The sequence below is a fragment of the Halomicrococcus pelagicus genome, assembly GCF_050954125.1.
This window is the reverse complement of sequence record NZ_JBPBWC010000001.1, coordinates 226,153-239,753: the sequence shown is the minus strand read 5'-3', so window position 1 is coordinate 239,753 and position 13,601 is coordinate 226,153. Positions and strand designations below refer to the sequence as shown.

General features: G+C 66.8%; 16 protein-coding genes and 1 tRNA gene. 6 read left to right on the top strand and 11 right to left on the bottom strand.

Features of this window, described 5'->3' with window-relative positions:
* Positions 1-122: 122 nt before the first annotated feature.
* On the top strand, positions 123-1,082 hold the full coding sequence (locus ACRYA2_RS01295; RefSeq protein ID WP_433623464.1) for an FKBP-type peptidyl-prolyl cis-trans isomerase: 960 nt from the start codon (positions 123-125) through the stop codon (positions 1,080-1,082).
* 170 nt (positions 1,083-1,252) lie between these two features.
* On the opposite strand, the gene ACRYA2_RS01290 is transcribed toward ACRYA2_RS01295, so the two are convergent.
* The 3 genes from ACRYA2_RS01290 to ACRYA2_RS01280 form a co-directional block, all read right to left on the bottom strand.
* A complete protein-coding gene (locus tag ACRYA2_RS01290) occupies positions 1,253-1,408 on the bottom strand; it encodes a hypothetical protein (RefSeq protein ID WP_433623462.1) in 156 nt (51 codons plus the stop codon).
* Positions 1,409-1,515: 107 nt separating this feature from the next.
* Positions 1,516-1,938 carry an RNA-binding protein gene (locus ACRYA2_RS01285; RefSeq protein ID WP_433623460.1) on the bottom strand — a complete coding sequence of 141 codons (423 nt, stop codon included), beginning with the start codon at positions 1,936-1,938 and terminating at the stop codon, positions 1,516-1,518.
* A gap of 31 nt (positions 1,939-1,969) precedes the next feature.
* Positions 1,970-2,152, bottom strand: coding sequence for a DUF1918 domain-containing protein (locus ACRYA2_RS01280; RefSeq protein ID WP_433623458.1), 183 nt, complete (start codon positions 2,150-2,152; stop codon positions 1,970-1,972).
* Positions 2,153-2,357: 205 nt separating this feature from the next.
* On the opposite strand from ACRYA2_RS01280, the gene ACRYA2_RS01275 reads away from it, so the two are divergent.
* Positions 2,358-3,317, top strand: a complete 960-nt coding sequence (locus ACRYA2_RS01275) for a malectin domain-containing carbohydrate-binding protein (RefSeq protein ID WP_433623456.1) — start codon at positions 2,358-2,360, stop codon at positions 3,315-3,317.
* A gap of 135 nt (positions 3,318-3,452) precedes the next feature.
* Here the strand turns inward: ACRYA2_RS01275 and ACRYA2_RS01270 are convergent.
* A tRNA-Ser gene (locus ACRYA2_RS01270) sits at positions 3,453-3,535 on the bottom strand.
* 559 nt (positions 3,536-4,094) lie between these two features.
* Between ACRYA2_RS01270 and arcD the strand changes: the two genes are divergently transcribed.
* Positions 4,095-5,540: an arginine/ornithine antiporter ArcD gene (arcD, locus tag ACRYA2_RS01265; protein WP_433623454.1), complete on the top strand. Its 1,446-nt coding sequence runs from the start codon at positions 4,095-4,097 to the stop codon at positions 5,538-5,540.
* On the opposite strand, the gene ACRYA2_RS01260 is transcribed toward arcD, so the two are convergent.
* A complete protein-coding gene (locus ACRYA2_RS01260) occupies positions 5,541-6,293 on the bottom strand; it encodes a TIGR04282 family arsenosugar biosynthesis glycosyltransferase (protein WP_433623452.1) in 753 nt (250 codons plus the stop codon). It lies immediately after the preceding gene.
* A 69-nt stretch (positions 6,294-6,362) separates the two neighbouring features.
* On the opposite strand from ACRYA2_RS01260, the gene ACRYA2_RS01255 reads away from it, so the two are divergent.
* Positions 6,363-6,563: a hypothetical protein gene (locus ACRYA2_RS01255; protein ID WP_113276127.1), complete on the top strand. Its 201-nt coding sequence runs from the start codon at positions 6,363-6,365 to the stop codon at positions 6,561-6,563.
* A 10-nt stretch (positions 6,564-6,573) separates the two neighbouring features.
* Here ACRYA2_RS01255 and ACRYA2_RS01250 read toward each other — a convergent pair whose 3' ends face one another.
* The 3 genes from ACRYA2_RS01250 to ACRYA2_RS01240 form a co-directional block, all read right to left on the bottom strand.
* Positions 6,574-7,206 (bottom strand): uracil-DNA glycosylase, encoded by a 633-nt coding sequence (locus ACRYA2_RS01250; protein WP_433623449.1) that lies wholly within the window; start codon positions 7,204-7,206, stop codon positions 6,574-6,576.
* A gap of 54 nt (positions 7,207-7,260) precedes the next feature.
* The gene (locus ACRYA2_RS01245; protein ID WP_433623447.1) at positions 7,261-8,184 is read right to left on the bottom strand and encodes a DUF7504 family protein; all 924 of its coding nucleotides are present in this window, start codon (positions 8,182-8,184) and stop codon (positions 7,261-7,263) included.
* Positions 8,185-8,294: 110 nt separating this feature from the next.
* Positions 8,295-8,615 (bottom strand): HalOD1 output domain-containing protein, encoded by a 321-nt coding sequence (locus ACRYA2_RS01240; RefSeq protein WP_433623445.1) that lies wholly within the window; start codon positions 8,613-8,615, stop codon positions 8,295-8,297.
* A gap of 261 nt (positions 8,616-8,876) precedes the next feature.
* Between ACRYA2_RS01240 and ACRYA2_RS01235 the strand changes: the two genes are divergently transcribed.
* A complete protein-coding gene (locus ACRYA2_RS01235) occupies positions 8,877-9,014 on the top strand; it encodes a DUF7503 family protein (protein ID WP_433623443.1) in 138 nt (45 codons plus the stop codon).
* On the opposite strand, the gene ACRYA2_RS01230 is transcribed toward ACRYA2_RS01235, so the two are convergent.
* Positions 9,015-11,045, bottom strand: coding sequence for a hypothetical protein (locus ACRYA2_RS01230; protein WP_433623441.1), 2,031 nt, complete (start codon positions 11,043-11,045; stop codon positions 9,015-9,017).
* An 88-nt stretch (positions 11,046-11,133) separates the two neighbouring features.
* On the bottom strand, positions 11,134-12,306 hold the full coding sequence (gene aroC, locus ACRYA2_RS01225) for a chorismate synthase (protein ID WP_433623439.1): 1,173 nt from the start codon (positions 12,304-12,306) through the stop codon (positions 11,134-11,136).
* A gap of 158 nt (positions 12,307-12,464) precedes the next feature.
* Between aroC and ACRYA2_RS01220 the strand changes: the two genes are divergently transcribed.
* Positions 12,465-12,785 carry a DUF5785 family protein gene (locus ACRYA2_RS01220; RefSeq protein ID WP_433623436.1) on the top strand — a complete coding sequence of 107 codons (321 nt, stop codon included), beginning with the start codon at positions 12,465-12,467 and terminating at the stop codon, positions 12,783-12,785.
* A gap of 16 nt (positions 12,786-12,801) precedes the next feature.
* On the opposite strand, the gene udk is transcribed toward ACRYA2_RS01220, so the two are convergent.
* Entirely contained in the window at positions 12,802-13,527 is a 726-nt protein-coding gene (udk, locus tag ACRYA2_RS01215) for a uridine kinase (protein ID WP_433623434.1), read from the bottom strand.
* Positions 13,528-13,601: the final 74 nt, after the last annotated feature.

Here is a 13,601-nt window from a genome sequence, read left to right as displayed (position 1 = left end):
GTAAACTTCCCTGAATGCAGCAGGGTCGTCGGTCTCTGCGGGCGCTACGGCCCGGAGAGCGACGGAACTTCTGGCAGGGGCGAAACGTGATTCTTAAGGGCCGAACGAGTGTCGTTGCGTGTATGAGCGAAGAACCAGAGGCCGAAGTAGCCGAAGAAGAGGCCGAGACGGCGGAAGAACAGACAGACGAACAGCCCGAGGACGGGTTCCAGGAGGGCGACTTCGTCGAACTGGCCTACACCGCACGCACCGTCGAGAGCGGCGACCTCGTCGACACGACCGACGCCGAGGTGGCCGAGGAGGAGGGCGTCGACGACCAGGAGCGCGACTTCGAGCCGCGCGTCATCGTGCTGGGCGCGGGCCACATCTTCGAGAGCGTCGAAGAGGACATCTACGGCAGCGACCCCGGCGCGGAGGGGACGGTCGTCGTCGAGGCCGAGGAGGCGTTCGGCGAGTACGACAACGAGGAAGTCCGCACCGTGAGCGCGGACAAGATTCCCGAGGACGACCGTTACCCCGGCGCGAACGTCCAGGTCGACGGCCAGCAGGGGTACGTCGAGACCATCATCGGCGGGCGCGCCCGCGTCGACTTCAACCACCCGCTCGCGGGCGAGGACATCGAGTACGAGTACAAGGTCGTCGACGAGGTCGAGGACCGCACCGAACAGGCGAAGGGCCTGCTCGGGATGTACATCGACGCCGACCTCGACATGTGGATCGAGACCGAGGAGGAGGAAGAAGAGGTCGACGTCGAGGGCGAAGAGGACGAGACCGAAACCGAGACGGTCGAGAAGGAGACCCTCTACATCGAGTCGACGCCCCAGCTGGCGATGAACCAGCAGTGGATGTTCCAGAAGCAACAGATCGCCCAGGACCTGATGGACCGCCTCGACCTGGACCGCGTCATCATCCAGGAGACCATCGACGGCAGCGGCGGCATGGGCGGTATGATGGGCGGCATGGGCGGCATGATGGGCGGCGGTGGCGAGGCTGACATCGAGGAGGCCCTCGAAGAGGCCGACGTCGACGAGGAGGAACTCGTCGAGGAACTCGAGGCGGAAGGCGAAGACGCCGAGGAGTAAGCCCGACCCCCTCTCCCGGGGGCGACGTTCCGGACAGCGTGACGAACGCCGCTTTTCGTGCGGTCGACCCGACCTCGCCAGCGACGGCGCTCGCGAGAAACGTCACGTTGACCGATGTTGCAGCGAAAGAAGAGAGGCGAACGTCGGTACCGGATCCGGTAACGAGCTCGTCAGTGCGCGGTGAAGCCGTCGATTACGCCGCCACAGTCCGGGCAGGAGACGAGTTCCGTGCCAGTGCTCTTGTTCCCGAGTGGGTCACCGTTGCGCTTCGTCTGCCGGTTGCCTTGACGACGCAAGTCAGAATTGCAGTAGGGACATTCGTTCATGATGCCACACCACGCGATGCGTGGTAACGTCTGCCAGGTCAGCAGGAAAGGTGATAAACTTTCTGTCCGGAACGGCGGACGAGTGGCAATCCGAAGTTAGGCCGGTGTTACTGTGCCAGGGCCTCGCGAGCGTTCTCGACCGCCTTCTCCTTCTTCGCGGGGTAGGCCTCCACCTTCCCCCGGAGCGTGATTCCCTCGCCGAGCGAGACCGTTCCGCGGTAGGCGTCCTGTTTATCCAGGGAGACGAAAAACGAGCAGTTCTCGTCGACGCGCTCGTCGAGCTGCTCGCGAACCTCGTCCAGGTCGGGGAGTTCGCCGAGTTTGTCGAGCACGTGGCGCATCTCGTCCGCGTTCTCGACGCGCGCCGAGAGAACGAGGATGCGGTCGCCGTGGTGACCCTCGCTCTCCGTACGCTCTATCTCGAAGTCCTCGGGGAGGTAGGTCCGGAGAGCGTCCTCCACGCGCTTCTCGTCCTCGGTCGCGTAGCAGAACGCTCGCAGGTCGACGTAGTGAAACGGAACGCTGGCCATAGTTGCGATATCCGCCAGAGAGAAAAAGCCCTTACTCCTCGGCCTGCTCGAGGGAATCCTCGGGAATGCCCGTCTCCTGACCGTCCTCGAAGCTGACGGTGTACGTGGCGTCGCCGAACATCGTTTCCATCACCTGCGTGACGGTCCCTTCCTGACCGTCGTACTCGCTGTGGTCGTCGTGCAGGATAACGCGGTCGTCTTCGTCGAAGCTCATGCGTCGAGGTAACCCGTCCCCGCCTAAAAAGCGTCCGATTCCCAGCTCCCGGTCGCGGACCCGCACCGCACCATCGGCGCGCACGGGAGGAACTCCTTCCCGTTCCGAAATGTCCGTCGTTCGTCGGTTTAAACGGTGTATAACTAACTCCAGGGGGTCGCGAACAGAAGTGCATGGCGACAGAGAGGCGGGGGTCGTGAGAGACGTGGCGGGTTCGTCCAGTAGCTTCATCCAGAAGGTGCTGATCGGCGGTGGGATAGTGTTCTTCCTCGGTGGGATGGTGGTCATCGCGGGGTTGCCGACCGGAATCCCCCAGCCGTCGACGGGCGGGAATGGTAACGGGCCGGGAACGACCGGAGCCGCGACCACTTCCACCCAGTCGGTGACACAGACCACCGCGGCGACGACGGAGCCGACCGAGACGACCCAGTCGACGACCACGACCCAGGGGTCGACGGAGACAACGCGAACTACCAGCACCACCGCGACGACCACGACCGCGCGCTCCCAGCAGCGAGTGCTCCACCGGGTCAACGTCGGCGGACCGAGGATTCGCATGCAGGGCCCTGACTGGCTGCCCGACACCGAGAACAATCCCTCCCAGTACGGCAACGCGCGCCAGAGCGTGAGCCACACGAACCGAACGAGCGACCAGATATCGGTGACGTCCGCGGTACCGAAGGGGACGCCGCGCAAGGTGTTCAAGACCCGGCGCTGGGACGCGGACACTTCGTCGCCGAACGACGACCAGGAGATGCAGTACCAGTTCCCGGTACCGGACGGAAAGTACGTCGTCCGGGTGTATCTCGCCGAGACGTACATCGACGGGGACGGCTGGAACGCGAACGAGAAGGTCGGCCCGCGCACGTTCGACATCGCCGTCGAGGGGCAGGTCCGGCTCAACAACTACAACATGTATAAGCAACTCGGCCACGACCGGGGGACGGTGAAGCGGTTCCCGACCACAGTCACGGACGGAGCCCTGTTCATCACCGTCCTCCACGAGCAGGAAGACCCGATGATCTCCGGCATCGAGATAGTCCGGGTCGGGGACGCGGGCAACAACGCCGGCGACCGGGAACGAAGCGGGGACGACGGAGTCGGCTCGCAGTCGGCGCTTCCGGCGGCCGAGCCGGCGTCGACGGTCGCTCCGCGCCTGGGCTGACCTCACAGACCCGAACTACCGGCCTCGTTTCCGGCACACACCGACCGACGCCGCGCCTCCTCGAAGAAACCACGCCTCGAAGCGACGCTTTCTCGAAGACGCGGCTGCCGTGGTCGGAAATCTCGCTGCAGAATGCGGTGGGAATGGGATTTGAACCCATGAGGCTTGACGCCACCTGCTTTCAAGGCAGGCGCAATAGGCCGCTCTGCCATCCCACCTCGCCTACGGGTAGCGTCCGGTGTTTGTGAACTACCTCACCCTGCTCGGCCTGACGGCCTCACTGCGGGTGGGGCTTCCTGCTTCGGCGACGCGCTTTGTCACCGCGAGAGGCGGCACAGGGAGCGCAGTCTCCACAGGCGGTGCTTCGGAGTGTCCCACTCCTAGTGGCTCGACGGGCGAGTTCCACGGGCCGACACACGCTTTGTGTCGCGTTTGAATGTCGGCCTGTTGGCCTACTCCCGCACGGAGCGAGTCGTCCCATCTGGGACGGTAAGCGAGTCGGGAGCGGTGGCACGGAACGCCCATCTTGCTTTCACTGACGGGCGTTCGCGTCATAATGGTATCGGTGTAGGGACAGATGATGACGGCGCTGTCTCCTCTCTGCTCGCGCCTTCCCTTCGGGCGGCGCTCGCTGAGGACGGGGGCGTAGCGCCTATATCGAGCTAAGAACTGTCGGTATCGAGGAACCGGCCCGCCCCCGTCCGAGATAGCGGTAGAGATTACCTCGAAGCATGATTCAGAAGCCTTTAATTCACGTAGGGCATTTCGACGCTCACGATGCCTTCGTTCGACTTCGACCCACAGTCGTACGCGGAGCTACCGGCGAAGCGCCAGCTCTCGGTGGGCGTGGCGCTGTTGCCTGTCCTGGCCACCGTCGTCTTCCTCGGCGTCGGCTCGGCGTGGCTGAAGCTTCCGCCGCACGTTCCGCTGTTCTGGAGTGTCGCGTTCACGGGGCTCGTCGGCTACTACGTCGTCGGGCTCTCGTGGGACGACCTGTACGACGGAATCGCCAACGGCCTGATGATGGGGCTGCAGGCGCTGCTCATCCTCTTCACCATCTACGCGCTCATCGCGACGTGGGTCAGCGCCGGCACCATCCCGGGGCTGATGTACTACGGACTCGAACTGCTGTCGCCAACGGTGTTCCTGCCGGTGACCGCCGTGCTCTCGGCGGCCGTCGCGTTCGCCATCGGCTCGTCGTGGACCACCGTCGGGACCCTCGGCGTCGCCTTCGTCGGCATCGGCGCGGGCTTGGGAATTCCCGAACCGATGGCAGCCGGTGCGATTCTCTCCGGCGCGTACGCCGGCGACAAGCAGTCGCCGTTCTCCGACACGACCAACCTCGCCGCCGCGGTGACCAACACCGACCTCTACGACCACATCCACGCGATGCGCCTGGGGACGGCGCTGGCGTTCGGCGTCGCAGTCGCGGGCTACATCCTGCTCGGTCTGCGTGCAGCCGGGACGATTCCGACCGGCCAGATAAGTAACCTACAGACGGCGCTGGCCGGCACGTACAGCCTCTCGCTCGTCGTCTTCGTTCCGCTCGTGGTGACCTTCGGCCTCGCCATCGCCGGCTACCCCGCCCTCCCCGCGCTCGCGGCGGGCGTGTTCGCCGCCGTCGGCACCACCGCCCTCGTCCAGGGCGCGTCGTTCACCGTCGCGTGGGAAATCTTCATGAACGGCACGGCACCCGAGACGGGGTCGAAACTCGTCGACGGGTTGCTGGCGACCGACGGACTGACCGGGTCGGCCTGGACGATAACGGTCGTCGTCGCGGCGCTCGCGCTCGGCGGCCTGCTGGAGCGAATCGGCGTACTCGCCGCGCTCGCTCACCACCTCGCGCGGGGCTTCAGGAGCGCAGGCCTCCTCGTCGCCGGCACCGGCGTCTCGGCGATCGCCGTGAACGCCCTGACCGCCCAGCAGTACATGAGCATCGTCCTCCCCGGCATGACGCTCCGGAACCTCTACGAGGAACACGGCCTGCAGAGCCGCGACCTCTCCCGGGCGATCGAATCCGCCGGCACGCCGACCGGCGCGCTCATCCCGTGGCACGCCGGCGGCATCTACATGGCGAGCGCGCTCAACGTCCCCACTCTCGAGTACTTCCCGTTCTACTTCTTCGGCTTCCTCTCACCGCTCGTGCTCATGTTCATCGCGGCGACGGGGTGGCAACTCGACGTCGAGTCGCCGGCCGGCCAGTCGACGCCGACGGCCGACTGACTACCGGACCAGCGCGGGGCCGCCGTCCCGCTCCTCGACGCGCAGGTCGAGGTCGTTCAGGTACGTCGTCGTGTTCACCGGGACGATGCGGTCGGCGGCGACCCGGGCGTTCAGGACCGGGAGGAGTGACCGCAGGTCCGCGCCCGTCTCGACCGCTGTCATCCGGGGCAGGAAGTCGACGGCGTGACCGGCGTCGGTCGCGCGGTGCGCCAGCGTCTCCAGCGCGGGCGTGGCGTACGCACCTTCGAAGTCGATGGTGTCCGTCAGCCCGAGGAAGTACGCCCGGCCGTCGCCTGCCGGCCCGAGGACGACCTCGCTCCGGCGGAGCTTCATCGCGGCGCTGTCTATCTCCTTCCGGGTCAGCATGGGCGCGGTCCCGTCCACGACCGCGACCGACTGCGCGTCCTCCTCTTCGAGCAGGTGTGTCGCGGTGTTGCCGGCGCGAGCGTCGAACGACGACCCGACCTGCGGTTCGAAGCGGGCGTCGTCCAGGTCGTCCAGCGCCTCGCGTGCCAGCGCCCGCAGTCGGGCCTCCGCGCTCTCTTCCCCCGCGAACTCGTCCGGCAGGTCGTCGTTCGCGCGGTAGTTGACGAGCAACTCGCCGCCGCTGTTGGCCGCGGCGACGAACGTATCTTTCAGCATCGCAGCGTAGAGTTCCGTAGCCTCGGCGGTCGAGAGCGGCGACGTCTCCGGCAGGTCCGGGAGCACGAGTCCTTCTCGGGGCGGGTCGGCCAGCACGGCGATGACGGTCATGTCTCAGGCTCCGTCCGCGGCGGCCTTGAAAGCCGCCATTTTATGCCAGCCGCAGTCTTTCGACCGACCATGCACTGGACGAAACCCCTGGGACTGCTCGGCGTCGCCCTGCTCGCGGGGCTCGCTGGCGGTGCGCTCGTCGTGCTCCTGCTGGCCGTGCTCGCCGAGACTGCCACGCTCGCGACGGCCGCGCTGGTCGCCGTCGTCGTCGCCGGCGCGACCGCCGTCGGCCTCCGTTCGCGGCGCACGGGTGCGAACCCATACTGGTGAGTCGCGGCGGCTACCGACTCCGCCGACCCTTCGTCTGGCGGTAGTCGCGGTCCATCAGGTCGAGGAAATGCTGGACGAACGCCTCCGCCTGCTCGTCGCCCAGGTTCGCGGGGTGAACCATCGGGACGAGTTCGAACCCTCGGCCGCGTATCGTCGTCGCGTGGTCCTCGACGACGTCGAACTCCCCGGCGTCCGTCGTCGTGTACTCCCGCGCCAGCTCCGTGAGCGCGCGCTGGCCGACGGGGACGATTATCTCCGGGTTTATCATCCGTATCTCGGCGTTCAGGTAGGGTTCGCAGGTGTCGACCTCCTCGTCCGTCGGCGGACGCTCGGGGTCCCGGCAGCGCGTCAGGTAGGTGACGAAGGCGTTGTCCAGTTCCGGTTCGTCGCTGTCCGGCAGCGAATTGTTCAGCCCGAGGTGGCCGAGCACGTCCTGGAACCGCTCGCCCGCCGCGTCGCCCGTGAACGGGACACCCGTCCTGTCGGCTCCCTCGCCCGGCATCTCGCCGACGAAGAGGAAGTCCGCTCCCACGTCGCCGTAGCCGTGAACGACCCGCTCTCGGGTCGCACAGAGTTCGGGACAGTTCCGGCAGTCCTCGTCCATCCCGAACGGGTTCTCCCGGGTCTGCTGGTCTGCGTCCATGACCCTCGGTAGCGGCGGGAGGGATAAAACGTCCCCGTCGTCCGGCGCGAGAGACTACTCGTCGACCAGCGCGAGGAACGGGCGCACCGTCTGCGCTCGGTCGCGGAGCGTGACCCATCCGGCGTCCGCGTCGTGGTCGAGAAACCCCGCGCTTGCCAGTTTCGGCAGATGGAACTGGTACAGCGACACTTCCTCGCGTCGCCACTCGTTTCGAGTCGGCCTCGACGCGCCGGTCCTCCGGCGCGCGACCGCTCGCGCCAGGTCCGACACGTCGACCGCCTCGTCCGGGTCCGCCGTCTCGAACAGGTGACGGAGCGCGTGTCGCCGCCGCTCGACCGACAGCACGTCGAAGACGACGTCGAGCGACATCGAGTCCCGGTCGGACGACCGCGTCGTCCACCCCGTCACGTCGTCCGTCCGGTCCACTCCAGCGTCGAACAGCGCGTCGAGCGCGGCGAGCGTCCCGTCGTCGTGCGCGTCCGGGTCGACGACGAAGTAGCCGACGGCGTTCGCGGCCGCCAGGCTCGTCATCAGGTCGTCGACGAACGATATCGCCGCGGACAAGCCGACGCGGTCGAGCAGGACCGTCAGCGAGTCACAGACCAGCACCGTCCCCTCCGGCGGGAAGCGGTCGATGTACGCCTCGACGGCGGCCGTCGTCGCGTCGAAGTCGCGCGGCCGCTCGACGGACCGGACGACGTTCCGGTCGGGGTCGCCACCGACCGCGCGGGCCGCGGTCGAGCGCATCGTCTCCCCGACGTCGACCACGCCGACGTTCGCGGGCCGGTCGCCGACGCTGTCGTGCCAGCGGGCGAGGAACTCCTCCGCCGTTGCGGCGTAGGTGATCGCCAGCAGGTTCCGTACCGCCGGCTCCCGGTCGGCCAGCAGGTCGAGATAGTTTGCCCGTACGTCTTCGCCGGTCGCGGATGCGGCGACGAGGACGCCACCGGTTTCGGTAGGCGTCGTTTCCACCTTCATGGCGTTCGTTCGAACACCTCGCACATCACGTTAGACACTCCCTCACGTAATTAATCGAAGACGATGTGTTATAAATCTAATCTCGAAAATTCGATAGCAACGGCTCAGCGCTATTCGCGGATGAAGATGTGACGGTTTGCGTGGACGAACACGTCGAGACCGGCGACGCTGAACACCACGCGGCCGCTGTCTCGCGTCTGACCGTCGAACGTGTCCGCGAAGATTGCGTCGAGTGCGTCCGGATCCACGGCCTCGTCCAGCGGGATTCGAGCCTCGGTCGGGTCGAGGTTCTGGATGGCTGCGACGGCGTCGATGACGGTTTCGGAGATCGAACGTGAGTCGTCGTGGTAGACGTGATACGCCGGACTCTCGCCGGAGAGCCGTGTCGGCGTCCCACCACCGTCGCTGTATCCCCTATCCACTCCGTTCATTGCCGGATGACATGTTACTATGTGACTCCCTACCGTAATAAATTTATGCCTGGTTCGGAAAAATAGACGTTCGGGCCAACGTTGCACGCTCGGAACACGCGGTCCCTGCAGAAGCCCTCGCCTACCATCGGTGAAATTATCGATTGACGCCGGGGTCGGTCGTTCGTCGCCGAGAAAGCGCTTCCTTCGTTCGTCTAGGTCGGAGTTGATTCGAGTTAGGCGGTGAATGTCCAAGTGGCTGGCTCTCGTCGGCCCGACGTCATGACCGACGAGAGCCTTCCGAGAAACCTGGCGACGAACCCCCGCATCATCGGCGTCCTGTCCACGATGCTACTGCTGCTCGCGCACGTTGGGAGCGTCTCCGCGGGCGTGGGAACGCTCGCGGTCTACGGGCCGTAGTCACGGCGGATCGTCCCACACCAGTTCACCGTCTTTTTGCACCGGCGAGCCGTGTACCGAGAGATACTCCCGTAGCTCCGGCTCCGACAGCCGGAAGGTCGCCAGTTCGCCTGGAGCGAGGAAGTGCTGCTCGTTCGACCCGACCAGGGGGTACGCCATGGTCCCGACCGCCGCCTCGCGCGACGGGTAGGTTACCGGCGTCACGTCGTACTCCGACCCCGCCGTCTCGACGTCACAGAGCGTCGGAATGCCATCTTCGACCTGGACGACATCGACGCTCCCGTCGCCGACGACGAGGTAGTGGCCGCCGACGATGCTCTCGCCGGCCGCGAGTTGCAGCGCGGACCGGAGCGGGAATCCGAGGTTCAGCAGGCGGGCGAGCGTCCTGCCGACCCGGACCGCGCCGCTGTCGACCACGTCGCTGAACGTGACGACGCCGCCGACGGCACCCGCCTCCACCAGCGCGACCCCCTGTTCGTACGACCGGCAGGCGTTCAGCAGGAACGCGTGGACGCCGGTCGAATCGAGCGTCTCCGCGTCGAGCGTGCCGTCGCGACACCGGAAGCCGTCGTCGTCGACGTGCCCGACGTAGTGGAGGAGGTCCGCCGACGACGCGAGAATCGCCCGGAGTTCGTCCGTCGAACAGTCCCGGCGAAGCGTCACGTCGAACGGCAACTGCTCGCGGGAGCCGTACACCGTCTCGGCGACGGCCTGCTCGGGCGTCATCTCGTACTCGTTGCAGACGACGGTGATGTCGATGCTGGCCGGGTCGACGTCACGGCGGAGGTCGTTGTGGAACGCGGCCGGAATACCCTTCGTCGCGTCGAGCGGAACGCCGTCGCCGAACCACACCTGTTCGACGGCGTCGGCGTCGCCGAGCGCGACGAACGGCGGGTCGTCCTCGGACTCGTCGCCCCCTCCCCCGCGCCGCTGCCCGAGATAGGCGTCGAGCACCGACGACTGCACCTCGTCCGGCGACGACCGACGCGCATCCTCCGTCCGGACCACGCCGAGGTCGTACGCGACGAACGGGAGCACGGCGACCGCCTCGGGTGTCGGGTCGACGTGGGCGACGAGCGGCCACCGCGGGACGTGCGGGGCGAGCGTCTCGAACGGCACGGCGAGCGTCGCGTCGAGTCGCTCGGCCAGCGACGCGTCGTAGAGCGACGCGAAGTCGAGATCCACGTCCGAAGCGACCTGCTCGCGCTCGTACAGGTCGACCTGATAGTACCCCTCGGTTCGGACGAGACAGTCGAGGAGGAACGCTCGCTTCAGCGTGCGCTCGACGTTGCGTTCGAACCCCGGCGGGCCGGCCAGCGAGTGGACGTCGCCGTCGACGACGAGTCGGGGGTCGTCCCCGGGTACCAGTTCGGCCCCGAGATAGTACGACAGCGGCGCTGCGACCGCGGCCGCCCGGAGCGTCGGCGGGAGTTCGATGCGGATGCCCGTCTCCGGCGCGGTGAGTTCGTCCGGAATCCGGAGTTCGTCGCCGCGTTCGACGAGCGGCGGGTGACCGCGGAGCGTCGGGTACGACCGCTCGGGACTCGTCGTCTTCAGCGCCGACGAGAGCGTCGACACCGCGGCGAACACGTCGCGGGGGTCGTCGGTCGTCGTCACCGTCACCGCGGGATGGTGGTGATACGAGCGCGCGCCGACCAGCACCGGCGGGTCGAACCGGAAGGTCATTAGGTCGGCTGTCGCGTCGACGGTGAGTGGGCCGTCGACCCGGAGGTAGAGCTTCACCGGCGCGTTCAACTCGACGCTGTAGGTGGCCGACGGGAGGTCGGTCCGCGTCCCGGGTGACACCTGGAGGACGGGGTCGACCGCTGCTTCGCGGACGAACCCCTCCACGGGCTCGACGAGGCGGAACTCGGACGTCTCGACCGCGACGGCGCTGTCGACCGGGAAGCGAAACCGGTCCGGGTCGGCGGGTTCGGGCGAGAGCGGTTCGGAGGAGTCGAGAACGTACCGCCGTCCCTCGACGGCGTCGACGACCTCCAGACCGGTGTCGAGTGGTTCGAACGAGAGCACGAGTGACTCCTCCCAATATTAGTTCACTGACAGTGAAGGATAAAAAAGGTTAGTGAGCGGGAAAGTGCCGCGGTTCGCCGGCGAGCGGTCACTCCTCCGGGCTGCTCGGGTGGTAGTCGGTGTCGTACTTGCCGGGGCGGTCGTCGATTCGGTCGGGGTTGACCCGACCGGAGAGCAACAGGAAGTCCACGAGCGTCAGCGAGAGCATCGCCTCCACGACGGGGACGCCGCGCGGCGGCAGCACCGGGTCGTGACGACCGATGACCTGCACCTCCTTCTTCTCGCCCGTCTCCCAGTCGACCGTCGTCTGCTCTTTCGGGATGGAGGTGGGCGCGTGCAGGGTCACCTCGCCGTAGATGGGTTCGCCCGTCGTGATACCGCCCTGGATGCCGCCGTGGTCGTTCTCGACCGGCACGGGGTCGCCTCGCTCCTGCGGGTCGCTTCCCGCCTCACCCTCGAACTCCCACTCGTCGTTGCGGTCCGACCCGGTCCACTCGCGGGCCTCGCGGCCCAGACCGAACTCGAACGCGGTGCTGGCGGGGACGCTCATCATCGCCTGACCGAGCCGGGCCGACACGGAGTCGAACCGCGGCGCGCCGAGTCCGCGCGGGACGCCGCGTGCCTCGAAGTAGATGGACCCGCCGATGGAGTCGCCCGCTTCCTGGTACGCGTCGATGCGCTCGCGCATCGTCTCGGCCGTCTCGGGGTGGGCACATCGCACCTCGTTCTCCTCGCTGTGCTCTTTGATCTGCTCGAAGGAGACGTCGGGGGACTCGATGTCGCCGATCTGGTTGACGTGGGCCTTGAGTTCGACGCCCTCGCGTTCGAGAATCTTCTTCGCTATCGCGCCCGCGGCCACCCAGTTGACGGTCTCCCGGGCCGACGAGCGCCCGCCGCCACCCCAGTTGCGCGTGCCGAACTTCGCCGAGTAGGTGAAGTCGCCGTGCGAGGGACGGGGCGCGGTGACGAACGGCTCGTACTTCTCCGAGCGAGCGTCCTTGTTCTGGATGACCATCCCGATCGGCGTCCCCGTGGTGTAACCGTCCTGGACGCCGGACTTTATCGACACCTCGTCCGGTTCGCCGCGGCTCGTCGTTATCATCGACTGGCCGGGCTTGCGCCGGTCCAGGTCGCGCTGTACGTCCTCCTCCGCGAGTTCGAGGCCGGCCGGGCACCCGGAGACGGTGACCCCCATCGCGTCGCCGTGGCTCTCTCCGAACGTCGTTACCTGGAAGAGCCGTCCGAAGCTGTTCCCGTTCATAAGTAGACGGTGAGGGTGCCGCCCATTTAGCCTTTGCACAAGGCGCAATGCTCCCCGGTCGAGAGAGCCGGACCCCGGGAGCACCCCGGACGGCGTCCGAGCGGTCGTCGGAACCGGAGACAGTAATCCTTTTCGTGCCCCCGGACCCATCTCCGGACATGGACTGGCCGCACGACCCCGACGGCGAGGAGGGCAGCGAGGGTGGCCGCAAGTACGGTCTCGCCATCCTGGCGAAGAAACTTGACGAGGAGGAGGACTTCCCGCTCTCGCGCGACGAGTTCGTCGAGGCGCACGCCGACGAACCGGTGCGCATCAACTACCGGAAGGTCGTCAGCGTCGACGACATCTTCGACCACGTCGACCAGGCGGAGTTCGACGACATCGTCGACTTCCACCAGAGCGTCGGCGAGGCGATGCGACGGGGCGGGTTCTGGGACTACCATCCGAAAGGCGAAGTCTCCGAGAACAGCCACATCTAAGCTACCGAAAGGCGGCTCACTCGTTTTCGCGTTCCCAGCGTTCACCGTCCGGTCCGGGCGTCGCCGCCGGCGGGACTTCCTCCTCGTCGCCGGGCAGTTGCAGGTCCTCCTCGCTGACGCCCCACCCGGAGTACGTCTCGGCCATCACCTTCTCCTCCAGCAGGTTCACCGCGACGCTGTTCGCGCCCTCGGGGATGATGATGTCGGCGTGTTTCTTCGTCGGTTCGACGAACTGCTCGTGCATCGGCTTCACCGTCGAGAGGTACTGCTCGATGACGCCCTCGAGGTCGCGGCCGCGGTCGACCACGTCGCGCTCGATGCGCCGGAGGATGCGCACGTCGGCGTCCGTCTCGACGTACACCTGCAGGTCGAGCATCTCGTTGATGTCAGAGTCGTAGAGCGCGAAGATGCCCTCCAGGACGACCACGTCGGTCGGCTCGACCGTCAGCGTCTCCTCCTTGCGGTTGTGGACGGAGAAGTCGTACTGGGGCATCTCGATGGTCTGGCCGGACAGCAGGGCGTCGAGGTGGTCCCCCAGCAGCTCCCACTCGAACGCCGACGGGTGGTCGTAGTTGACGTCCTCGCGCTCGGCGACGTCGAGGTGCGAGAGGTCCTGGTAGTAGTTGTCCATCGGGATGCGGGTGACCGCGTCCTCGACGGCTTCCGTTATCTCGCGGGCGACCGTCGTCTTGCCGGCACCGGTTCCGCCGGCGATGCCGACGACGAACGAGGGGATAGTCATCTGGCGGTCGCTTGGACCCAAGGCGCTTCAATCTCCCGGAATCTTCCCCCAGTTCCGTGACGCGTACCGCGATT